Raw genomic sequence first — 23,406 nt, 5'->3', positions numbered from 1 at the left:
AACCATGTTCAAAGTTCTTCTCTCACGGCTCGGCCAGGCAGCCCTCGTGATGCTTGTGGTCTCGGCCGTGTCGTTCGTGATGTTTCGCTATGTCGGCGATCCGGTCGCCACCATGGCGCGCGAGAACGCCTCCATCGCCGAGAAGGAGGAATTGCGCCAATCCCTCGGGCTCGATCAATCGATCGTCACCCAGTACGGCCGGTTTCTCAAGCGCACCCTGTCGGGCGATCTCGGCATCAGCTATCGCAACCAGCGGCCCGTGACACAGTTGATCGCGGAGCGCCTGCCGGCCACGATGGAACTGGTGATCGTCGCGACCTTCCTGTCGCTTGCCCTCGGGATCCCGCTCGGCGTCCTGTGCGCGTTGCGGCCCAACGGCGCAACCGCGCGCCTCGTCCAGGCGATCTCGCTCATCGGCATCTCGACGCCCACCTTCGTCACCGGCATCGTGCTGATCCTCGTCTTCGCCGTCACGCTCGGATGGCTGCCCTCCTTCGGGAGAGGACAGGTCGTCGATCTCGGCTGGTGGTCGACCGGCTTTCTCACCTGGAGCGGGATCAAGTCGCTGATCCTGCCGGGCATCACGCTCGCGCTCTACCAGCTCACCCTGATCATGCGGCTGGTGCGCTCGGAGATGATCGACGTGCTGTCGACGGACTACATCCGCTTCGCACGGGCGCGGGGATTGCCGACGCGCTACATCCATTTCCATCTGGCGCTGCGCAATGCCCTGATGCCGGTCATCACCGTGACCGGTCTCCAGATCGGATCGCTCATCGCGTTTGCGATCGTCACCGAGACGGTCTTCCAATGGCCCGGAATGGGACTGCTCTTCATCCAGGCGGTGAGCTTCGTCGATATCCCCGTGATGGCCGCCTACCTGCTCTTCGTCGGCCTTCTCTTCGTCATCATCAACACGATCGTCGACGTGCTCTATGCGGTCGTCGATCCCCGCCTGCGCGCGAGGTCCGCATGAACACCCTCGCGTCTCCCGGTCTGCGCCACCGCATCGGAGCGCCGATATCGGTGATGCTCGCCGCACTCCTGGCGCTCGTCATCATCGGCTGCGCGCTGTTTGCCGGCTGGCTCGCGCCCTATGACCCGACCGATCTGTCGACCTTCGACCTGATCAACGCCGAGATCCCGCCCGCCTTCACGGCCGATGGCGACGCTCGCTTCCTGCTGGGCACCGACAACCAGGGTCGCGACCTGCTCTCGGCCATGATGTACGGCGCGCGCGTGTCGATTGCCATCGGCGGCGGCGCGGTGCTGCTGGCCGCATCGATCGGTGTGTTCCTCGGTCTCGTCGCGGGCTATTTTGGCGGCAAGGTCGATGCACTCATCATGCGGATCGGCGACGTGATCCTGAGCTTCCCGACGATCCTGCTGGCGCTGCTCGTGAGCGGCATCGCGCGGGCGCTGTTTCCGCAGGCCGCCACGGCGCAATGGGCCCCTGTCATCCTGATCTGCGCCATCTCCATCCACGAATGGGTGCAATATGCCCGCACCGTGCGCGCCGCCACGATGGTGGAGACGGCGAAGGACTACGTGAAAGCCGTCAAGGTCATCGGATTGCCGTCCCGCCGCATCATGCTGCGCCACATCCTGCCCAACGTGATGGGACCGGTGCTGGTGATCGCCACGATCAATCTGGCGGGCGCCATCCTGACGGAAGCGACGCTCTCGTTCCTCGGCGTCGGCATGCCGCCGACCTACCCGTCGCTCGGCACCCTGATCCGCATCGGCAATGAATTCGTCTTCTCGGGAATCTGGTGGATCGCGCTCTTTCCGGCGCTCGTGCTCGTGCTTCTCGTCCTGGCCGTCAACGTGGTGGGCGACTGGCTGCGCGATCGCTTCAATCCCAAACTGCGGGTGAAACGATGACCGATCGCGCCCCGCCCGCCCTCGCCATCGACGGCCTGCGCGTTGAATATCCCCTCGCCAATGGCGGTCTTTTTACCGCTGTCGAGAATGCCTCGCTGATCATTCAACCCGGCGAGATCCATGCGCTCGTCGGCGAATCCGGCGCCGGCAAGACCACCATCGGCAATGCGGTCATGGGGCTTCTCGAGAAGCCGGGCCGCATCGCCGCGGGCTCGATCCACATAGCCGGCAAGAAGCTCGATCCCGCGAGCGGCTCCGCAGACGGGGTCATCCTCGGCCGCGATGTGGGGGCGGTGTTTCAGGATCCGATGACGAGCCTCAACCCGCTCTTCACGGTGGAAAGTCAGCTCACCGAGACCCTGCGCGCGCATCTCAAGCTCGACAAAGCCGCCGCACGCCAGCGCGCCTTGGAGCTGATGCGGTCCGTCGGCATTCCCGAGCCCGAACGGCGGCTGAAGGCCTATCCGCATCAATTGTCGGGTGGCCAGCGCCAGCGGGTCGTCATCGCGGCGGCCCTGTCATGCGATCCCGCACTGGTCGTCGCGGACGAACCGACGACAGCGCTCGACGTGTCGGTGCAGGCGCAGATCCTCAAGCTTCTGCGCGACCTGGCCGACAACCGTCGCATCGGCATTCTGCTCGTCACGCACAATATGGGCGTGGTCGCCCAGATCGCCGATCGCGTCACGATCATGCATCGCGGCCTCATCGTCGAGAGCGGAACCACGGCAGAGGTTCTCCGGCGTCCGAAGGCCGATTACGCCAAAGCGCTGATCGGCGCGGTGCCGCGGATCGATATGCGGCTCGATCGCTTCCCCGTCGTCGGCGAGGAGGCCAAGGGCCGCGCCGCCGATGCCCGCGAGGCCATCCGCACCAAGGCCTTTCGCGAGGTCGAGACGGTGGATGGATCCGAGATCCTGTCGGTTCGCAATCTGTGCGTCGACTACGTGACCAGCGGGCTGCTGCCGGGCTCCAAAGGCCACCGCTTCCGCGCCGTCGACGATGTGAGTTTCACCGTCCGCAGCGGCGAGGTGTTCGGCCTTGTGGGGGAATCCGGGTGCGGCAAGACGACGATCGCCAATGTGGTGGCGGGCCTCGTCAAGCCCACATCCGGACAGGTCCTGTATCAGGGCAAGCCCATCGCCGGGGACGGCGCCATAAGGCGGACCGGTCCGGTCCGGCAGGCGATCCAGATGATCTTTCAGGATCCCTATTCATCGCTCAACAGCCGCATCCGCATCGGCTCCATCCTGGCCGAGCCGATCCTGTTCTACAAACTGGCGCCGAGCCGCGCCGAGGCCGAAGCCGATGTGGCGCAGTTGATCGAAGCCGTCGGTCTCGATGCGGATTCGGCAGGGCGTTATGCACATGCCTTCTCGGGCGGACAACGCCAGCGCCTCTCGATCGCCCGAGCCCTCGGTGCGCGTCCGAGGCTGATCGTGTGCGATGAGCCGACCTCGTCCCTCGATGTCTCGGTCCAGGCCCAGATCCTGAACCTCTTGAAGGACCTGCGCGACGCCACCGGCCTCACCCTCCTGCTGATCAGCCACGACCTCGCGGTGGTTCGCCAGATGTGCGACCGCATCGCCGTCATGAAAAGCGGGAAGCTCGTCGAGGAAGCGGCGGCCGAGACGCTCTTCGAATCCCCGCAGCACCCCTACACACGCGAATTGCTGTCGCTGGTTCCGACGCTGGACCGCATTCGCGGCGAAGCCGACGCCACCTGAAACTGTCCCTACGCCTGACTGGAGAAACGTGAATGGCCGATATCATCATCACCCATGGCATTGTCGTCACGATGGATGAGGAGCGCCGTGTCATCGAGGATGGCGCCGTCGCCATCACCAACGACCGTATCGTGGCCGTCGGGACGACCGCTGACGTCATGGCGGCCCATCAGGCCCCGACGGTGATCGACGCCCGCAACAAGATCGTCATGCCGGGTCTGATCGACGGCCATGCCCATGCGGGCCACGGCCTCATCAAGACGATGGGCGGCGGCGACAGCGAGAAATGGTATGACGCGTGCCACGCCGCCTACACCGTCGCGTCCACTCCTGAATTCTGGCGCGCCGAGGCACGCCTCGCGGCGCTCGAGCGCCTGCGTTTCGGGGTCACCACCGGCATCTCCCTGCTGGGCGGTGGCGACACCATCCTGCGCACCGACGATCCGATCTATGGCGACGCCCATTGCGAGGGCGTGCGCGAGGTCGGCACCCGCTCCGTGGTGGCCGTCGGCCCGACCCGTCCGCCGCATCCGCGCACCTATGCGCGCATCGAGAACGAAGTCGCGCACGAATACCCGGTCGATTTCGAGCAGCAATACGCCACCTCCGTCAAGCTGATCGACACGTGGCACGGCACCCATGGCGGTAGGCTCAACATCGCCCTCATCACACCGACCCTACGCGCCGAGCATGTGGAAACCCTGGGCGCCGAAGAACTCGGCAAGGCGCGCGACCAGGCAGTGAAAGTGGCGGGCCTTGCCCGCGAGCGCGGCCTCGTCTTCACCCAGGACGGGCACAAGAAGGGCAGCGTTCTCTACGCCCAGGAGCTCGGCATTCTCGGCCCCAATGCCTTGCTGTCGCATTCCACCGATCTCACCGCGGAAGAGATCCGCATCGTGGCCGACACCGGCACGCACATCGCGCATAATCCCAGCGCCATTGGTTCGATTCTCGGCCGGTGCCCGGTGCCTGAACTGCTGGAGGCCGGCGCCAATGTGTGCCTCGGTTCGGACGCGACGGCACCGGACCGCTCCGGCGACATGTTCCGGCACATGCAGCAATGCATGCATTATCACCGCACCTTCTTCAAGGACCCGACCTGGCTGCCGCCGGGCCGCGTGCTGGAGATGTGCACCATCGATGCCGCGAAGGCGCTTGGCATGGACAAGGATATCGGCTCGCTCGAAGTCGGAAAGAAGGCCGACGTGGTGCTCGTCGATATGCGCCGCCCCCACCTCTATCCGCTCAACATGCCGGTTTCGCGCCTGATCTACTTCGCCAATGGCAACGATGTGGACACGGTGATCGTCGACGGCCGCATCGCTTTGAAGGGCCGGGCCGCGCAGTTCGTCAACGAGGACGAAGTGCTCGACGACGCCCAGCGCGAGACCGAGCTGATGCTCGACCGCACCGGCTTCCGGTCGATGCTGGAGACCCCGAAGATGTTCTGGAAGCACGTGCGCGCCACCGACCAGATCGAGGCCTAGGTCGCGGCCCAGCCGCTCTTTTCAACTCTCCCGTCAGGAGCCCGGCGCGCCGGGCTCCTCGCCTTCCCTTGCGCCGAGGTTACGCGATGCTCCAGGAACGACCGGTCCCGACCGCGAAGGCTCCCGTGATCCTCCTGTCGTCCGGATTTATCGGGCTTTGCCTGCTGGCCGCCGCGTTCAACCTCCGCCCGGCGCTCACGAGCCTTGCCACCATGCTGGCGGAGATCCAGGCCGGGCTCGACATCAGCAGTTTCCAGGCTGGTATCCTCACCACCATCCCGGTCCTGTGCTTTGGCGTCTTCGGGCCGCTCGCCCCCATGGTGTCGGCGCGTTTCGGTATCGAGAAGGCGATCGCGATCCTGCTCCTCGTCCTGGCGGCCGGGCTTGGCCTGCGCACCATCGGCAGCACGACAGCGTTGGTCAGCTCGACGTTGCTCGCTGGTGCCACCATCGGAATGGCGGGCGTCCTCCTTCCGGTGATCATCCGGCGCGATTTCCCCCATCGTCTCGGCCTGATGACGGGTCTCTACACGATGATCCTCAGCGTCGGCGGGGCGAGCGCTGCCGGTTTGACGCCGATGATCGAGCGGAGCTTGAGCAGTTGGACCTTGGCGCTGGCCGTCTGGTGCGTGCCGGTCCTGCTGGCCGCTGGCCTGTGGGGTGCCCTTGCGGCCGGTCGACAGGGTGCCTTCAAGGTTGCGCGCATGCCGCGCTTCACACGGCTGTTCCGGGATCCGACAGCCTGGGCAGTCACCGGCTTCATGGGCCTGCAGGCGGCACTGGCGTTCATCGTCCTCGGCTGGCTGCCGACCCTGCTGCGCGATCGGGGTATCGACGTGGTCGAGGCGGGCCTCGTCACTTCCGTGTCGATCATCGCCCAGACTCTCACCGCGCTGGCCGTTCCGGTTCTGGCCACGCGCCGGCTACCCCCCGGCCTGCTGGTGGTCGGCGTGCTCGCGGCCTCCGCGACCGGCTTCGTGGGGCTGCTTGTTGCCCCCCCGGTGACGGCGATCTTCTGGGGCTTCGTCCTCGGCCTCGGACAGGGTGGGCTCTTTGGCCTCGCCCTGCTGTTTATCTCCCTGCGCTCCCCATCGGCCGAGATCGCCGCCATGCTGTCCGGGATGTCCCAGAGCATCGGCTATCTTGGTGCCTCCCTCGGCCCTCTCGCGGTCAGCCTGCTGCGCGACGTGGCATACGGTCCCCAGGGGACAGCGGCGCTTTTCGTGGTCATCGCGTGCCTGGCGGGAATTTGCGGTCTTGGCGCAGCCCGCCCCCGTATGGTTCTGTCGGGCTGAATGGCGGGTGCGCCGACGCATATCGCGCTGACACCCGGCCACGATTGGTATATGCCGCAGCGGAATTAGCGAACGTCGGATGGTGCACATGACGTGGGTTGAAGCGATCGGGTGGCTCGGCGCCGCCCTGGCCATTGCCGGCAGCGCGATGAAGACGATCATCCCGCTGCGCTGCATCGGGATCGTCACCAATCTCACGTCGCTCGTCTACGCGTCATCGATGGGGCTCTATCCCAGCATGGCCGTCAACATGGTGCTCCTGCCCCTCAACGGCATCCGGCTCTACCAGATGCTGCGTCTGATCCAGAAGGTGAAAGTGGCCTCGCGCAGCGACCTGACGATGGATTGGCTCAAGCCCTTCATGGGCCGGCGCACCGTCAAAAGCGGCGAGGTGCTGTTTGCCAAGGGCGACACGGCCAATTGCATGTTCTACACCCTGTCCGGCCGCTACTTCCTCAAGGAACTGGGGATCGAAATTCCGCAAGGCCGGGTGGTGGGCGAAATGGGTTTCCTGTCGCCGGACCATACCCGCTCGCAGACCCTGCAATGTCTGGAGGCCGGCGACGTGCTCAGCATCACCTACGACGAGGTGCGCCAGCTCTACTTCCAGAACCCGGAATTCGGCTTCTACTTTCTGCGCCTCAGCAGCGAGCGGTTGTTCGAGAACAACAAGAAGCTCGAGGCCGAGATCGCCCGCCTGCGCAATGCCGCCGTCGAGCCCGGCATGGTGGAGCGATCGGTCTCGACCTAGCGACCCCTGCATCGGACAGGCCACCCCACATGAAATGGCCCCGCACACATCGTGCCGGGGCCATTTCGAGACATTGCTGCAGCGATCGGTTCAGGCCGCGTCGGACCGCGCGCCGTCCAGTTTCACGCGGAACGTCGCGTCGGTCTTCTGGGTGATTTCCTCGACACTGACACCCTCGGCCAGTTCGATCAGGGTCATCCCTCCATCGCCCTTCTTGTCGATGGAAAACACACCCAGATCCGTAATCACGAGATCGACGACCCGTGCGCCGGTGATCGGCAGGTTGCATTCCTTGAGGAGCTTGGGCGCGTCCTTGGCGGTATGCTCCATGACCACGACGACGCGCTTGACGCCCGCCACCAGATCCATGGCGCCGCCCATCCCCTTGACCATCTTGCCCGGGATCATCCAGTTGGCGAGATCGCCGTTCTGCGCCACCTGCATGGCGCCCAGAATGGACAGGTCGATATGGCCGCCCCGGATCATGCCGAACGAGTCCGCGCTCGAAAAGAAACTCGTCGTCGGCAGCTCGGTGATGGTCTGCTTGCCGGCGTTGATGAGGTCGGCATCCTCCTCGCCCTCGAGGGGGAACGGGCCCATGCCCAGCATGCCATTTTCGGATTGAAGCTGCACGCTCATGCCATGCGGAATGTTGTTCGACACGAGGGTCGGGATACCGATGCCCAGATTGACATAATATCCGTCGCGCAATTCCTTCGCGGCCCGAGCCGCCATCTGGTCGCGTGTCCAGGCCATCAGATTTCCTCCCCTGCCCCGGCGGGCACGGCTGGTTGATCGCGTTTGCGGGTTGTTCTGTGTTCGATGTGCTTGACCGGGTTGGGCACGTGAACGAGGCGCTTCACAAAGATCCCGGGCGTGTGGATCTGATCCGGGTCGATGTCGCCGGCGCTCACCAGATGCTCGACCTGCGCGACCGTCATTTTCGAGGCCGTGGCCATCATCGGGTTAAAGTTGCGGGCGGACTTGCGGTAGACAAGGTTACCTTCCGTGTCGCCCTTCCACGCATGCACGATGGACAGATCGGCCACGATTCCGCGTTCCATGATGTAGCGCTCGCCATCGAACTCGCGTTCCTCCTTGCCTTCGGCGATCAACGTTCCGACGCCCGTCTTGGTGAAGAAGGCAGGAATGCCCGCGCCACCGGCGCGGATGCGCTCGGCAAGGGTGCCCTGCGGGGTAAATTCCAGCTCGAGTTCGCCGGAAAGAAACTGCTGCGCGAAAAGCTTGTTCTCGCCCACATAGGAGGAGATCATCTTCCGGATCTGGCGGGTCTCCAGGAGACGCCCGAGGCCAATCCCGTCGACACCGGCATTGTTGGAGATGAAGGTGAGGTTCTTGGCGCCCGAATCACGGATGGCCTCGATGAGAATCTCGGGAATGCCGCACAGGCCGAACCCCCCGGCCATGATGGTCATCCCATCCTTGAGCAGCTCGGCCATGGCCGAGTGCGCATCCTTGTAGACCTTCTTCATTCCAAATCTCTCCCGCACCGCAGCCCTGGTCACGCCAAGGTCGTTCTTCACACCCTCCCGGGGGCACTCGGCGACACCCTGCAACTTGGCCTCAATTTAGACAATCCCTTCCTGTGCATATATGAAAAGCAAGCGGCGAGGCCGGGCAACCAGGCCATCGTCCGATTCGGTGCGGTTCTCCCAACGGCATCGCGGACCCGGATTTTTACTGAATGTCACGACGCGCCGTCCTGTCCATTGCGGTTGTCTGCCTGCTCGTGCTGGCTGTAGCAGCGGTGCCGTGGACGCTCCCCAAAGGGGGCTTGTCGGCGAGGATCGCGTCCCACCTCAAGCAGCAATACGATATCGACTTCGCCGTCTCGGGACGCAGCACCTTCGCGTTGCTGCCGACCCCCCGGATCAAGTTCGAAGACGTGCACCTCGAGGCTCCGGGACCTGCCGTGATCGCACAAGGCGGAACGTTGCGGGCCGAGCTCAATATTATCCCGCTTTTTCTTGGCAGGCTGGAGATGGGCGCGATTTCGCTAAGCGAGAGCAAGCTCAGCGCCTCATTCGAGCAGTTGAGACGCCACGATTGGTCGGGGGCAATCGCCGACGAGGCCCAACACATGCGTCTTTCCCGCGTGGTGATCGCCGGCTCGACCCTGCGATGGACTGACAGGCCGGACGACGGCCTCAGCAGTATTAACGCCATTCTGGCCTGGGCCGCCCTCGACGATACCCTGAGCGCGGTCGGCTCGTTTTCGTGGCGGGGCGAGACCGTCGCGGTCGAGCAGGCGCAGTTTCAGCCGCTGGCCCTGTCATCGGACCGCCCCGGTGCTCTCTCCTTCACGCTGGCGCTGCCGGCGGCGCGTGTGAGCGTGGACGGGACGGCGCAACTGGGCTCGGACCCGCGCTTCACTGGCAAGAGCCAGATCAAGGCCACGTCAGTTCGCGACTTCACCCGCTGGAGCGGACTTGACCTGCCGTTCGGCTCGTTGCTGAAGGCTGTCTCCGTCGATGGCATGCTGTCTTTCGATCGGCGCCGCCTCTCCTGGCCGTCCGTCACCGTCAAACTCGGCCCCGATGCACTCGAGGGCACCCTGGCGGTCCGCCTCGACGGGGAACGACCCCTGATCACCGGGACCCTTGCGGCAGACGAAGTCGATTTCTCCGATGTCGTGATGCCGCTGTCCTCCGTGACGACCTCCGCCGGAACCTGGAGCGACGAGGTCATCGACCTGTCGAGCGCCACCGGAAGCGATCTCGACCTGCGCCTCTCGGCCACCACGGCACAACTCGGCCGCATGCGCTTGGGTGACATGGCCATGAGCGTGCTCGTGCGGCCCGGCCGCGTCGAGGCCTCGTTGGGACGCGGAACCTTCCACGACGGCACCCTCAAAGGGCGGCTGTCGCTGACCCGCGTCGACGAGGGCACGGAATTGCGCGCCCAGGGCGCGTTTGACCGCGTCGACATGGCGGCCTTCCTCGCCGCGACGGGCCAGGGGCGGTGGATCCAGGGCCCCGGCCAGGGACAGTTCGCCATCGAGGGAACCGGGCGCACTCCCTCCGACCTCGTCCGGCACGCCAATGGGCGGAGCACCGTGACGATCAAGGACGGCGAGTTGATCGGCATTGGTCTGGACGAAGCTATCCGCCGGGTGGAGAAACGCCCGCTCGCGGCCTCGCTGGGCTGGAAAGGCGGCCGTACGCCGTTCGATCAGGCGCAGGTGCAATTCAACATCGTCGACGGCCTGGCGGACATCGCCGACAGCCGCCTGACGGCCTCCGGATTCGTGACCACCCTGCGCGGGCAGATCTCTCTCATCGAACGGGATCTGGATCTGAAGGCGGATGTCTCCGCCGCCAGCGCCACCACGCCGCTACCGCCGGCCATCGTGTTCGGCGTCTCTGGTCGCTGGCACAACGTCATCGTGACGCCGGATGCCCGGTCGCTTATCGAACGGTCAGGGGCCGCAAAGCCCCTCTTCGGACAGGCTCACCCGCTCGCAACCAGCGTCATGCCACGCCCCATCGCGACCTCGCAGTAGCCGAGATGCTCCGGGTTTGCGCGTGCGCCGATCGGTCTTCGGGACATCGCAACGCCGCGCTGCTGCTCCCTACCACAACGCAATAGTTCTGATGACTGTCGTTCAATGCCCGCCTCCGGCCCCGGGCGGGGCTGCCCGCGGTTTACGGATCAGCGGCAGCGCGAAGATGAACGAGATGAACAGGACCGTCAGCAGCAGAAACACATCGGCAAACGCCATCACCAGCGCTTCGCGGCGCAGCATGTTGGACATGGTGCGCAGAGCGGCGGCCGTCGCGTCGGAGCCAAGCCCATGGTACTTCTGCGTCAGGTTGTTGAGGGTTTCGATGGCGGTCTGACTGCCCCAGTTGACGTTTTCCCGCAGCCGCTGAAGGTGCAGATCCCACCGGTTGTTGAGGATCGTGTTGATCAGGGCGAGGCCCATCGCGCCGCCGAGGTTCCGCGTGAGGTTGTAGAGGCCGGACGCGTTCTTCAGCCGATGCGGCGGCAATGTCCCCAAGGCGATATTGTTGATCGGCACCATGCAGATCATCAGTCCCACGCCCCGGAAGACCTGGGGAATGAAGAGTTCCCAGAAATCCCAGTCCTTCGTGAGGCCGGTGATCAGCCACGTGCCGATGGCAAACGACGCAAAGCCCATTCCCATCATGACCCGCGGATCGAGCTTGCGCGACATGATGCCCGCCACCGGAGCCATCAGGAACATGCAGGCGCCCGAGACGAACATGGTCTCGCCGATCTGAAGGGAGGAATATCCGCGCACACGGCTGAGATAGACCGGATAGAGATAGGTCAGGCCGTAGAGCCCGATGCCCAGCACAAAGCTGAAGGCCGACCCGGCCGCGAAGTTCCGATCCTGGAACGCACGCAGGTCCACGATGGGATGCTCGGCGGTCAACGCCCGATAGAAGAACGCGATGCCACCCACGGCGCCCGCAACCGACAGGATCAACACCGTCCCGTCCTGGAACCAGTCGTTGACCGGCCCCTCTTCGAGAACGAATTCCAGGCTGCCCAGAAACACCGCCATGAAGGCAAGGCCAGCCCAGTCGAAGGTCTTGAACAGACTGAGATCCGGTTCGTCGAAATCGACCAGCAGATAGGTCGAGACGGTGACGAATATCCCCGGGATGATGTTGACGAGAAACAGCCAGTGCCAGGAGAACATGTCGGTGAGGTAGCCGCCGATGGTCGGCCCAATGGTCGGGGCCAACGTCGCCACTAGGCCGATGATCGGCGAGATAACCGGGCGCTTTTCGGGCGGGAAGATCGTGAACGCGGAGGCAAACACGGTCGGGATCATGCCGCCGCCGATGAAGCCCTGCAGCGCCCGCCAGACGATCATCTCCTCGATCGACGTTGAGGTGGCGCACATCAGGCTCATGAGCGTGAAGCCGCCGGCCGAAATGACGAACATCCACCTCGTCGACAACACGCGCGAGAGCGTGCCCGACAGGGGGATCATGATCACCTCGGCAATGAGGTAGCTGGTCTGAACCCACGAGATTTCATCGGACGAGGCCGAGAGGCCCGCCTGGATCTCGGCCAGCGAGGCCGAGACGATCTGGATGTCCAGGATCGCCATGAACATCCCGAACACCATGCAGATGAACGCGAATGTCCGCTTGCGCTCCTGTGCCGGGGTGCGAGGAAGCGGCCTTGCGCCGATGGGGGCATTGATCGCAGCCGTGCCGGCCATGAGGGTGGGTCTTTCAGCGCTCGGCGGTCTTGGGCGCGTTCGCGGGTGCGCGGGTGTCCACATCCACGACCACCGACATGCCCGGTCGCAGGAGGCCCTGTCGGGCCACCTCGGGACTGACCTTGATCCGCACAGGCACGCGCTGGACGATCTTGGTGAAGTTGCCTGTGGCGTTCTCCGGCGGCAGCAGGCTGAACACGGAGCCCGAGGCCGGGGACACGCTCTCGATCACGCCGGTGATATCGGCATCCGGATAGGCATCCACCTCGATGCGCACCGTCTGTCCGCTTTTGACGGCTGCGAGCTGCGTTTCTTTGAAGTTGGCTTCCACATGCACCGATTCCAGCGGCACGATGGCCGCCAGCCGCGTGCCCGGCTGCACGAAGGTTCCGACCTCGACGGCCTTGTTGCCCACGACTCCATCGACCGGCGCGCGCATCTCCGTGAAGGACAGATCGCGCTCCGCCTTGGCGACCGCCGTCTGCAGCTCGGCAGCCAGGCGCTGGGCCTCCACCTGCTGGGCTGCCAGCACATCCACATTGGCCTGCGCGGCGCGGAAGGCTGCCTGTGCGCTTCTTACGTTCGCGTCCGACCGATCGCGGCCTGCTTCGGCGGACTCGAAGGTCGCCTTGCTGGCGTAATCCGACTTGGCCAGTTGCTGCTGACGGGCGAAATCGGACGCTGCCCGGCGCGCATCGGCCTGCGCTGCGGCAATCTGGGCATCGGCCTGCGCGACCGAGGCCTTCTCAGCCTCGATCTGCCGCCCGATGCGCAGGATCGCGCTCTGCTGGGTATCGAGCTTGTCCTTGGCAGCCTGGAGCGCCAGGCGATAATCACCATCGTCGAGGGTGGCGATCAAATCGCCCGCCTTGACGCTCTGGTTGTGAGCCACCGCGACGGAGGCCACGTAGCCTGAGACTTTGGCCGACAGGATGGTGATATCGGCCTGCACATAGGCATCGTCGGTCGACACGAAGAAGCGGCCTGTCTGCCACCAATGGACACCCTTGTACCCTCCGAAAATGAGGGCAGCGGCAACGACCACGAGGACCACAAGCCGTTTTGCACGGCCGGATTTACCCGTTGCCGGCGCGCCGGTGGGAGCCTGCGCGGGCGGGGTGGCGACGGCGTTGCCGGCGGGCGCGGGTTCGCGCGGGAGGGCCGGGTTCGATTCGCCCCGGGCCCGTGAATCTTTATCGCGATAAGCCATATCAAGCCTCGTCGTCGGCGTCAGGCAGGCCGGGCAATTCCTCCGCAGCCAGCTCTAGACGTCCGACTTTACGGCGTCTATATGCTATGACTGAACGGTTCGGTCAATAGTCGTGAGGTAACAAAAAAGCGTATGGACGACGTGAAGGAGAGCGCCACTTTTCCCTGCCCGAAAGCCGATGATAGCGGAGAAGGGCTGAAGCGGCGGCAAATTCTGCAAGGGGCGCGAAACGTCTTTCTGGCGCACGGATTCGATGGCGCCAGCATGGGCGAGATCGCCCGCGCGGCCGGCGTTTCCAAGGGCACCCTGTATGTCTACTTCGACAGCAAGGAGAAGCTTTTCGAAGCCCTGACCCTTGAGCAGAAAGGCGTCCTGGCGGAAGTCCTGTTCAAGCTGAACCCGGACAATCCCGATGTTCGCTCCGTACTCGTCGAACTGGGACGGACCTTTCTCAAGTTCATGTGCGAGCCCGCCCATGTGTCGTCCGTGCGGATGGTGATGGGCGCCGCCGAGAAGGTCCCGGCGGTCGGACAAGCATTTTATGAGGGTGGACCCAGCAAGGGGATCGCGCGCCTGAGTGCCTATCTGTCGCAACAGGCGCAGGCTGGCAGGTTGACCATCGACGACCCAGAGACGGCCGCCGAGCATTTCCTCGCCCTCTGCCAGTCAGAGACCATGAAGAGATTGCTGTTCGCCGTCGGCGCGCCTCCGGATGAGGCGCAGATCGACATCAAGGTGCAGAAGGCCGTGCGGGTTTTCCTGGCAGCCTACGGACCCGCCGCCTGAGCGCGTCTCAGGCGTCCTCGCGCATCGCATCGGCGACCCGCGCGCGCAAGATATCGGGCTTGCAGAGAACGAGGGCGCCGCGCGTGCGCTCAATGAGACCCTCGTGCGACATCATGGTGAATTCCCGTGTCACCTGCTCCCGCCGGCAGCCGATGCGCGAGGCAATGATGTGATGAAAGGGCGGCGGCGTGATCACGCGTTCGTCGGCGCGCTCGTGACGCGGCGCTGAGAGGCGCAGCAGTTCCGAATACAGGCGATGCCTCAGATCGAGGACGGTCTGTTCCACGAAGCGCTCATTGAGTTCGCGGATTCGCGAGGCCAGCAGGCAGAACAGGCGTCCTGCCACGATCTTGTTGGAGAAAACCAGCTCCCGGAACGCCGTTGCCGGCATCACCGCCGCCTCCCCGCGCGTTAGCGCGGTGACATTGGCGGATCGCTTGATTCCATCCATGGCGGCCAGCTCGCCAAACAACTCGTTTGGCTTGAGCTCGTCGAGGATGACCTCTTTGCCCGATGCCGTGCGCATGAGGACACGCACCTCGCCCGAGAGGAGAAAGTAGACGTCCGACGACAGATCGTCGAAATCGACCAGCGTCTCCTCCATGTCGAAGCGGCGCCAGTTGCAGCGCGCCTCGAAGGGAGCAAGATCCAGATCCACGTCCTTGAATAGCAGCGCGTTGGTCAGCCGACCCATACCCATCCCCTGACGCATCCCAAATTGGGACACGGTTGTATCTCAACGTCAACATGATCGACCGTTACGGTATTTCATAACGAGGAAAGGCCGCATCGGTTCCGACACGGCCTTTCGATTCCTGATCTGACGTGCGGGTCGCCTATTCGGCGGCGGCCCGGCGCTGTTTGACCATGGCGTCCTTGACGGCTGCGATCACCCGATCCTGGACGGCCTCTGTCAGGTACGGATGCATGGGCAGGCTGACGACTTCCAGTGCGAGGCGCTCGGAGACCGGCAGGCCGTTGCCGGCGACCGGATAGCCCTTGTAGGCCGTCTGCTGGTGGAGCGGCTTGGGGTAATAGACGGCCGTCGGAACGCCCGCAGCCTTGAGATCGGCCTGGAACTGCTCGCGATCGAAACCAGCCATTCGCAGGGTGTATTGCGCCCAGACCGACGTGTAGCCTTCAGGCGTCTCCGGCACGACCGCGATGTCGCGCAGATGCGCGTTATAGCGCTTGGCGACCTTGTCGCGCGCCTCGATCTCGCTCGGGAAGATCTTCAGCTTCTCGATGAGAACGGCGGCCTGCATCGTGTCGAGGCGGCCGTTCATGCCGATCCGCACGTTGTCGTACTTGTCGCTGCCCTGCCCGTGCACGCGGATCGAGCGCATCACGGCAGCGAGTTCGTCATCATTGGTGAAGACCGCACCGCCGTCGCCGTAGCAGCCCAGGGGCTTGGCCGGGAAGAAGCTGGTGGTGGTGGCAAGGCCCATCGAGCCGACCTTGTGGCCCTTGTAACTCGCGCCGAAGCTCTGTGCGGCGTCGCACAGCATCCACATGCCCTCGCGCTCACAGACAGCCTCGATGGCATCATAATCGGCCGGAAGGCCGAAGAGATCGACCGGGATGACGGCGACCGGGTTGAGACCCAGTTTGCGGGCTGTCTTCACGCCTGCCTCGAGGCTCGCGATGTCGAGATTGAACGTGTCTTCGCGCACATCGATGAAGATGGGCGTGGCGCCGGTCCAGGCAACGACTTCGGCGGTGGCCGCGAAGGTGAAGGACGGGCAAAGGACCGCGTCGCATTCCTTGACGCCCTTGGCCATCAGTACGAAGCCGAGCGCATCGGTGCCGTTGGCGCACGAGATGGTGTGCTTGGCGCCGCAGAAGGCCGACAGGTCGGCTTCGAGCGTCTTGACCTCGGGGCCCATGATGTAGCCGCCGTGATTGACGACGCGCAGGATGGCCTCGTCCACGCGGGAGCCCAGGCGCTCGCGCTGGGCGGCAAGATCGATGAACGCAATCGGGTCCGACATCACACAATCTCCTCAAGTGTGTTGAGTCCGGTCTCGCGATAGCGCCGACCGGTTTCGGGGCAGACAAGATCGGCGCCGAGCTTGGCGCCCACATGGCTCATCCAGCCGATGCGCTTGGCGGGAACGCCCGCCATCAGCGCGAAGGCCGGAACGTCCTTGGCAACGACAGCACCCGCCGCGATGAACGCGTATTCGCCCAGGGTGTGGCCGCACACGATGGTGGCGTTGGCGCCGATGGACGCTCCGCGCTTGACCAGCGTCGGACGGTATTCGCTCTTGCGGGCGACTTCCGAGCGCGGGTTGTTCACGTTGGTGAAAACGCAGGACGGACCGCAGAACACGCCGTCCTCCAGCGTCACGCCTTCATAGACCGACACGTTGTTCTGGATTTTGACGTCGTTGCCGACACTGACCTTCGGGCCGATGACAACGTTCTGGCCGATATTGACGCGCTTGCCGAGGGAGACCTGCCCGAGAATATGGCTGAAGTGCCAGATCTTGGTGCCCTCGCCGATCTCGACGCCCGCATCCACATAAGCCGTCTCGTGGATCGTGACGCCCGGATAATCCTTGGCCACGCGCGGCTTTGCTGCGGAGGCGGCGGGAGCCTCGGCGACGGCGGGCGTGCCCCGCGCCTGGCGCAGAGATTCGGCGGCGCGCGACAGCACGGAGAGAACGCGCATGCCTTCGCGTCCGTCGGTTCGCGGCGTTTCGCCGGAGCGGGCGCAATCGATAAAGTGCTGGCACTCCTGCTTCAGCGGCTCGTCCTGCGGCACCGCGATGGCGACCGGATCGGCCTTGAGCGGCACCGGCATGCCATCCTTCCACTCGACCTTGTGCGGATAGAGCAGGAGCTTGCGCTCCCATGCTTCGCCATCGTCGAACACCGCCATGGCGTCGGAGCCGACGACCACGAGTTTCTGCTCCTTGAACGGATGCAGCCACGACACGAAGACGTGCGCGCGCTCTCCACCAGGGAAGGACAGATGCGTGGTTGTGACGTCGGCGATGGCGTCGTGCAGATAGTAACCGCCGACTGCCTCGACCTTGTCTGGCTCACTGCCGATCAGGGACAGGATCATCGAGAGATCGTGCGGCGCGAACGACCAGAGGATGTCCTCCTCGCGCCGGATCTTGCCGAGATTCAGGCGGTTCGAATAGACGTATTGCAGGCGACCCAACCGGCCATCCGCCACAAGCTTCTTCAACTCGAGGAAGATCGGATGATACTGCAGGAGGTGGCCCACCATCAGGCGGCGGTCGAGACGATCGGCGATGGCGCAAAGCTCGCGCGCTTCCTCCACCTCGAGCGACAGCGGCTTCTCGACGAAGACGTGCTTTCCGGCCTCCAGGCCGCGCTTGGCCAGCGTGTAGTGCAGTGCCGCCGGAGCAGCGATGGCGAGCGCGTGGACGTTGGCATCGGCCAACGCTTCCTCAAAGCTCAGTGCGCGACCGCCATGCTTGGCGATGAGTGCGTCGACGCTGGGCTTGTGCGCGTCGACGAGCGCTTCCAGGGCACCGAGTTCAGCGAAGTTGCGGACGAGGTTCTTGCCCCAATATCCGCAGCCGACAACGGCTACCCGAACGTCGCTTGCCATGTTCAACCGTTCCTCTTCGCTTCTCTGGTTCTGCCGTTAGGCCTTGACGACGCGGGCATCGGAGATCCCGGCCCGGGCGCAGGCGTTGCGCGTATCGACGACGACTTTCGAATGCGCCACGGTCAGGTTGTAATCGACATTGTCATGGTCGGTCGCAATGAGCACCGCGTCAAAGCCTGCGAGCGTCTTGGCATCGAGGATCACCGAACGACGGCCGGCGAGCTCCGCGTGTTCGCGCGTCATCGGAATCACCGGGATATAGGGGTCGTAGTAATCAACATGGGCGCCACGGCCCTCCATCAGCTCGATGAGCTTGAGAGACGGGCTTTCGCGCATGTCGTCGACGTTCTTCTTGTAGGCAATGCCGAGCAACAGGATCTTGGACCCGGTGAAGGCCTTGCCGCTGCGGTCGACAGCCTCGGCGAGCTTGTTCACCACATGATACGGCATCTGCGTGTTGATCTGGCCGGCCAGCTCGATGAAGCGGGTCGCGATGTCGAACTCGCGCGCCTTCCAGGTCAGGTAGAACGGATCGATGGGGATGCAGTGGCCGCCGAGCCCAGGGCCCGGATAGAACGGCATGAAGCCGAAAGGCTTGGTCTTGGCAGCGTCAATGACTTCCCACACGTCAATGCCCATGGCCGCGTAGACGACCTTCAGTTCATTGACGAGCGCGATGTTGACCGCACGGAAGATGTTCTCCGTCAGCTTGACCGCTTCGGCGGTCGCAGCCGACGAGACCGGGACGGTCTTGACGATGAGCTGGCTGTAGAGCGTGTCCGCCAGCGACAACGCCTCTGCGCCGTCGCCGCCGACGACCTTCGGGATGGTGGAGGTGCCAAAATCCGGATTGCCGGGATCTTCGCGCTCGGGCGAGAAGGCGAGGAAGAAATCGACGCCGCTCTTCAGGCCGGTCGCCTCGAAGATCGGGCGGATCACCTCGTCGGTGGTGCCCGGATAGGTGGTCGATTCGAGAACGATCAGCTGACCCTTGCGCAGGCGCGGCGCGATGGCGCGGGCCGTGTTGACCACATAGGAAAGGTCCGGCTCCCGGTGCTTTGTGAGCGGCGTGGGCACGCAGATGAGGATCGCGTCAGGCTCGGCGAGCCGGGCAAAATCGGCGGTCGCTTCGAACTTTCCGCTCGTCACGATCTCGGAGATGAGCGCTGAATCGATATGCTTGATGAAGCTTTCGCCACGGTTGATCTGGTCGACCCGCGGCGCATCGATGTCGTAGCCGATGACCTTGAACCCGGCTTTGGCGGCCGTGATGGCAAGGGGAATGCCCACATAGCCGAGGCCGACGATGCCGATTCGGGCAGAACGGTCCTTGAAGCGGGCCAGCGTGTCAGTGATGTCCACGGGCGCCCTATCGGCATTCACCGGGCGTTTTGCATGCATCTCAAGCTCCTGACTGTTCCTTGCGCGACACCAACAGGGTGTTTCAAGGCGGGGAACGCGCGGCCGCGATGGCACCGCTGATTTTGGGCGTTCTGTGGTGTGATTACTTTACAAAGTCAAGTCACAGCGCGGGTCGGATGGCCGCATGGCGGTGCGCCGGTCCTCCGACCGGCCCGGTGAGAACGCCTTGCCAGAGGGCTGTTCCCTTGTCAAAAGGCCTGATGCTCCACGCCAACGACCTCACCTACCGCATCGGCGCCCGCGTTCTGTTCGACAAGGCCTCGTTCGCCCTGCCGACCGGCAGCAAAGTGGGCCTTGTGGGGCGCAACGGCGCCGGCAAGACGACCCTGTTCCGCATCATCCAAGGCGAGATTTCGCCCGAAAGCGGCGATGTCACCCTCCCCCGCGGTTTGCGCATCGGTGCGGTGGCCCAGGAGGCCCCCGGCGGCCCCGAGAGTCTCATCGACGTGGTGCTGGCTGCCGACAAGGAGCGCACCGCCCTGCTCATTGAGGCTGAGACGGCCGAAGGGTTTCGCCGCGCCGAGATCGAGATGCGCCTGAACGATATCGGGGCCTATTCGGCTCCCGCCCGCGCCGCCACCATCCTGCACGGCCTTGGCTTCGATGCGGCGGCTCAGAACCGGCCCTGCTCGTCGTTTTCCGGGGGCTGGCGGATGCGGGTGGCGCTAGCAGCCATCCTGTTCTCGGAACCTGACCTGCTCCTTCTGGACGAGCCCACCAACTACCTCGATCTGGAGGGCACGCTCTGGCTCTACGACTACTTGAGCCGTTATCCGCACACGGTCCTGGTCATCAGCCACGACCGGGAACTGCTCGATACCAGCGTCAGTCACATTCTCCACCTCGACCAGGCCAAGTTGTCGATCTATCGGGGCGGCTACACGTCCTTCGCCAAGCAGTTTGCCGAAAAGCGGGAGCTGACGGCCAAGGCCAAGGTGAAGCAGGACGCGGAGCGCAAGCATCTGCAGGCCTTTGTGGACCGGTTCAAGGCCAAGGCTTCCAAGGCCCGCCAGGCGCAATCCCGCGTCAAGCGGCTGGCCAAGCTCGATCCGATTTCCACCATCGTCGAGGACGATGTCCTGCCCTTCGACCTGCCTTCGCCGGAGCGCATGCTCGCGCCGCCCCTCATTGCCGTGGAGGGCGTGGCCGTGGGGTATGGAGACCGGGTTATCCTCGATCGCCTCAACCTCACCATCCAGCCGGATGATCGAATCGCGCTGCTTGGCGCCAACGGCAACGGGAAGTCGACCTTCTGCAAACTGATCGGCGGACGGCTCGCGCCTCTCAAGGGCGAGGTCAAGCGTCCGGCGAAGATGGATGTGGCCTATTTCGCGCAGCATCAGGTCGACGAACTCAATCCCAATGCCACCGCCTATGATCACGTGGCCCAGCGGATGCCGGACGCGCCGGTGGCCAAAGCGCGGGCGCGCGCTGCCCGCTTCGGGTTCGGCGGCGCAAAGTCGGAGACGCCGGTCTCCAACCTGTCAGGCGGCGAGAAAGCCCGGCTTCTCATGGGATTGGCAGCCTTCAACGGTCCCAATCTGCTGATCCTGGACGAGCCCACCAACCACCTCGACATCGATAGTCGCACCGCGCTGATGGAAGCGATCAACGACTACGAAGGCGCCGTCATCCTCGTCAGCCATGACCGGTTTCTCATCGAGGCCTGCGCCGACCGCCTGTGGATCGTGGGCGACGGGACCGTCAGGACGTTTGAAGGCGATATGGACGATTACCGCCAGCTCGTGCTGTCCGGCGATCTCGATCCGCAGAAGCGGGACGAGAAACCCGACATCACAGCTGCCTCCCGCGTCGACGAGCGCCGCGCCGCCGCCGAACGCCGCGTGGCGCTGGCGCCGCTGCGCAAGAAGCTCGAGGCCCTCGAATCCCGTATGGCCAAGCTCACGGACGTCATCGCAAAGGTCGATTCCGCGCTGGCCGATGGCACGGCCTTTCTCAAGGATCCGGCGAAAGCAACCGGCCTGTCGAAGATGCGCGCCGAAGCCGCCGGGACGTTGGAGGCCGCCGAGGAAGAATGGCTCACGATCAGCGCCGCCATCGAGACAGCGAGCGCCTGACGGATTATTTGAGAATGCGGTCGAGCCGGTTGTCGACAAACAGGTAGAGCTCGCGGCCGCCAGGCTCCGAATAAAGCACCTGCACTTCGCGCGTGCCCTTGCCCTCCCCGATCAGCACATCGGTGGGCGGCTTGCCCTTGAGGCGAACGAGGTCGCATTCACCGATGCCCGGGGCGATTGCGCCGGCAGCTCCGGCCGAGGTGCCGGTGCAGCGTCCGTCACTGGTGAGGACGGGCCCGAAATCGGGTCCTGCGCTCATTGCCGGCATGGTGGTCGGCGCTACCGCTGCAGACGTCAACGGCTGCTGCGAGCCGGTGCTGCCGCAGGCCGACAGTCCGAGCGTCGCAAAAACGACCGTCGCGATGACCTTGGGATGCATGGACATTCAGTTTCCGTTCGGGTTGGCGCGCGCCTTGAGGGCGTCGTCGTAGAGTTGCCGCACGTCGTCGCGAAAGGCCCGGCGCGAGGCAGCCCGCGAATAGAACATGTGCCCGCCGTCGTAAACCTTGAGCGCGACCCGTCGCTGCGCCCCGAGGTCGGGCATCTGGTTCAGCAGCAGCTGCGTGGCGTAATAGGGCGTCACGAGATCGGTGAAGCCGTGCGAGATGAGCACCCGGAGATTGCCATCGAGCGCCAGGGCCTGCTGCAATTCACCGAGGTTTTCCGGAGCGCTTCGCCCGCTATCCCACTTCCACGCCCGGTTGACCGCGTTGCTGAGGAGTTCGTAGCGTCCCTCCGGCCGATAGTTCAGCGTCCGGCTCAAATGGTCGATCATTGCGCTGGTGAGGGGGCCGGTCATCGCGGTGAGGACCGGATCCTCGAAACGCGAGGACTGACTGAACGGATTGGGATCGGCGCTCGACACGTTCGTGTCGTAGGCACTGACCACCCGTGATTGATCACGCAGCATTTCGCGCTGGAAGGTCCGCGTATCGATCCGCCCGGCAAGACGCTTCGTCAGCGCGGGGTCGAGGCCGGTCAGGGCACTGGTTCGCGTCGCGACGCGGTCGAGCGCCGCGGGATCGACCACGCCGCGCAGGAGGTCGACGATATACTCGCCTGACGCATAGCGTTCGGCCTCGCTCAGATCCGCACGGGAAACCGGGCCTTTCTTTGCCAGAGCCGCCGCCGCCATGGAGGGCAGGCGCGCCGCATCGCTCCAGAGCGCATGCGAGGATTGCTCGATCCAGTTGAAGTCGAGCACCGGAGAAACCAGCACCAGACCGCTGACGCCAATGCCGAGATCGCTTTGCAGCTTTTCGGCCAATAGAGGTCCACGAAACCCGCCGTAGCTTTCGCCGGCGATGAATTTGGGAGACCGCAGCCTGTTCTTCTCCTTCAGCCACCGGACGATGAAGGCCGACAGGCCATCGATATCACCCTGGACGGAATAGAACCGCTCGCGCACCTGATCGGCACCGAGAACCCGGCTGTAACCGGTGCCGGGCGGATCGATGAAGACGAGATCGGTGAAATCGAGCCAGGTCTCGGCATTGGGCGCGAGTGCGGGCGGGGCCGACGGGCTGATGCTGGGACCGTCGAGCGACAGCCGCCACGGCCCGATGGCAAGGAGATTGAGATAGGCCGAGGATGCGCCGGGACCGCCGTTGACCGCAAAGGTGACAGGCCGCTCGACCTGATCCTCCTCATCCCGCACATAGGCGACGAACCCGTATTCGGCCTGGGGCGTGCCATCCGGGCTGGTGAGCGTGAGGCTGCCCGCCGTCGCCGTCAGCTTGATCGTCCGCCCGGGCAATTCAATCGTATGGCGGGTCACTGATTCAGGCGGAAGGCGCGATTCGGGCTGCGGACGCCGCGCCTCCGCACGCTCGGTTGGCGCAGCGCGGGGCGCATCCTGCGCGACAGCGGAAAGCGGCAAAACGAGCGCGAGACAGAGGGTCGGAAACAGCGGCAAACGCGACAACAGGGTCATCCAGGCAATCCTCATGGGCTTTG

General features: G+C 64.5%; 19 protein-coding genes. 9 read left to right on the top strand and 10 right to left on the bottom strand.

Annotation, left to right across the window (positions count from 1 at the left end; genetic code table 11):
* The first annotated feature begins 4 nt into the window (after nt 1–4).
* The 6 genes from J4G32_RS09020 (at nt 5) to J4G32_RS08995 (ending at nt 7,144) form a co-directional block, all read left to right on the top strand.
* On the top strand, nt 5–976 hold the full coding sequence (locus J4G32_RS09020) for an ABC transporter permease (RefSeq protein WP_210485955.1): 972 nt from the start codon (nt 5–7) through the stop codon (nt 974–976).
* Entirely contained in the window at nt 973–1,884 is a 912-nt protein-coding gene (locus tag J4G32_RS09015; RefSeq protein WP_210485953.1) for an ABC transporter permease, read from the top strand. The genes J4G32_RS09020 and J4G32_RS09015 overlap by 4 nt, the downstream gene beginning before the upstream one ends.
* Nucleotides 1,881–3,611 carry a dipeptide ABC transporter ATP-binding protein gene (locus J4G32_RS09010; RefSeq protein ID WP_210485949.1) on the top strand — a complete coding sequence of 577 codons (1,731 nt, stop codon included), beginning with the start codon at nt 1,881–1,883 and terminating at the stop codon, nt 3,609–3,611. Before J4G32_RS09015 ends, J4G32_RS09010 begins: the two co-directional genes overlap by 4 nt.
* Before the next feature lie 32 nt (nt 3,612–3,643).
* Nucleotides 3,644–5,098, top strand: a complete 1,455-nt coding sequence (locus J4G32_RS09005) for an amidohydrolase family protein (protein ID WP_210485947.1) — start codon at nt 3,644–3,646, stop codon at nt 5,096–5,098.
* Between the two features lie 86 nt (nt 5,099–5,184).
* Nucleotides 5,185–6,393: an MFS transporter gene (locus J4G32_RS09000; protein ID WP_210485945.1), complete on the top strand. Its 1,209-nt coding sequence runs from the start codon at nt 5,185–5,187 to the stop codon at nt 6,391–6,393.
* A gap of 88 nt (nt 6,394–6,481) precedes the next feature.
* Entirely contained in the window at nt 6,482–7,144 is a 663-nt protein-coding gene (locus tag J4G32_RS08995) for a Crp/Fnr family transcriptional regulator (protein ID WP_210485943.1), read from the top strand.
* Nucleotides 7,145–7,234: 90 nt separating this feature from the next.
* Here the strand turns inward: J4G32_RS08995 and J4G32_RS08990 are convergent, their stop codons facing one another.
* A complete protein-coding gene (locus J4G32_RS08990; protein WP_210485941.1) occupies nt 7,235–7,900 on the bottom strand; it encodes a 3-oxoacid CoA-transferase subunit B in 666 nt (221 codons plus the stop codon).
* Nucleotides 7,900–8,637, bottom strand: a complete 738-nt coding sequence (locus tag J4G32_RS08985; RefSeq protein WP_210485939.1) for a CoA transferase subunit A — start codon at nt 8,635–8,637, stop codon at nt 7,900–7,902. Before J4G32_RS08985 ends, J4G32_RS08990 begins: the two co-directional genes overlap by 1 nt.
* A 212-nt stretch (nt 8,638–8,849) precedes the next feature.
* Between J4G32_RS08985 and J4G32_RS08980 the strand changes: the two genes are divergently transcribed.
* Nucleotides 8,850–10,667 (top strand): AsmA family protein, encoded by a 1,818-nt coding sequence (locus J4G32_RS08980; protein ID WP_210485937.1) that lies wholly within the window; start codon nt 8,850–8,852, stop codon nt 10,665–10,667.
* A gap of 102 nt (nt 10,668–10,769) precedes the next feature.
* Here the strand turns inward: J4G32_RS08980 and J4G32_RS08975 are convergent, their stop codons facing one another.
* Both J4G32_RS08975 and J4G32_RS08970 read right to left on the bottom strand, forming a co-directional pair.
* Complete coding sequence (locus tag J4G32_RS08975; protein WP_210485935.1) at nt 10,770–12,365, bottom strand: DHA2 family efflux MFS transporter permease subunit; 1,596 nt, start codon at nt 12,363–12,365, stop codon at nt 10,770–10,772.
* A 13-nt stretch (nt 12,366–12,378) separates the two neighbouring features.
* A complete protein-coding gene (locus tag J4G32_RS08970; protein WP_210485933.1) occupies nt 12,379–13,575 on the bottom strand; it encodes an HlyD family secretion protein in 1,197 nt (398 codons plus the stop codon).
* 132 nt (nt 13,576–13,707) lie between these two features.
* Here J4G32_RS08970 and J4G32_RS08965 point away from each other — a divergent pair, with 132 nt between their 5' ends.
* Nucleotides 13,708–14,361: a TetR/AcrR family transcriptional regulator gene (locus J4G32_RS08965; protein WP_210485930.1), complete on the top strand. Its 654-nt coding sequence runs from the start codon at nt 13,708–13,710 to the stop codon at nt 14,359–14,361.
* Nucleotides 14,362–14,368: 7 nt separating this feature from the next.
* Here the strand turns inward: J4G32_RS08965 and J4G32_RS08960 are convergent, their stop codons facing one another.
* The 4 genes from J4G32_RS08960 to J4G32_RS08945 all read right to left on the bottom strand — a co-directional run bounded on the left by J4G32_RS08960 (nt 14,369) and on the right by J4G32_RS08945 (nt 19,351).
* Entirely contained in the window at nt 14,369–15,055 is a 687-nt protein-coding gene (locus J4G32_RS08960) for a Crp/Fnr family transcriptional regulator (protein ID WP_210485928.1), read from the bottom strand.
* A gap of 142 nt (nt 15,056–15,197) precedes the next feature.
* Nucleotides 15,198–16,352, bottom strand: coding sequence for a DegT/DnrJ/EryC1/StrS family aminotransferase (locus J4G32_RS08955; protein WP_210485926.1), 1,155 nt, complete (start codon nt 16,350–16,352; stop codon nt 15,198–15,200).
* Nucleotides 16,352–17,950 carry a Gfo/Idh/MocA family oxidoreductase gene (locus tag J4G32_RS21955; RefSeq protein WP_210485924.1) on the bottom strand — a complete coding sequence of 533 codons (1,599 nt, stop codon included), beginning with the start codon at nt 17,948–17,950 and terminating at the stop codon, nt 16,352–16,354. The genes J4G32_RS08955 and J4G32_RS21955 overlap by 1 nt, the downstream gene beginning before the upstream one ends.
* Nucleotides 17,951–17,986: 36 nt before the next feature.
* Nucleotides 17,987–19,351: a nucleotide sugar dehydrogenase gene (locus tag J4G32_RS08945; RefSeq protein ID WP_210485922.1), complete on the bottom strand. Its 1,365-nt coding sequence runs from the start codon at nt 19,349–19,351 to the stop codon at nt 17,987–17,989.
* 221 nt (nt 19,352–19,572) lie between these two features.
* On the opposite strand from J4G32_RS08945, the gene J4G32_RS08940 reads away from it, so the two are divergent.
* Nucleotides 19,573–21,450: an ABC-F family ATP-binding cassette domain-containing protein gene (locus tag J4G32_RS08940; RefSeq protein WP_210491127.1), complete on the top strand. Its 1,878-nt coding sequence runs from the start codon at nt 19,573–19,575 to the stop codon at nt 21,448–21,450.
* 4 nt (nt 21,451–21,454) lie between these two features.
* On the opposite strand, the gene J4G32_RS08935 is transcribed toward J4G32_RS08940, so the two are convergent.
* Nucleotides 21,455–21,835 (bottom strand): hypothetical protein, encoded by a 381-nt coding sequence (locus J4G32_RS08935; RefSeq protein ID WP_210485920.1) that lies wholly within the window; start codon nt 21,833–21,835, stop codon nt 21,455–21,457.
* Nucleotides 21,836–23,383, bottom strand: coding sequence for a S10 family peptidase (locus J4G32_RS08930; RefSeq protein ID WP_210485918.1), 1,548 nt, complete (start codon nt 23,381–23,383; stop codon nt 21,836–21,838).
* Nucleotides 23,384–23,406: the final 23 nt, after the last annotated feature.

Source organism: Microvirga antarctica (genome assembly GCF_017921815.1).
In the GTDB taxonomy this organism is placed as follows: domain Bacteria; phylum Pseudomonadota; class Alphaproteobacteria; order Rhizobiales; family Beijerinckiaceae; genus Microvirga; species Microvirga antarctica.
The sequence above is the reverse complement of the archived record's forward strand: the minus strand, read 5'-3'. Positions and strand labels throughout refer to the sequence as shown.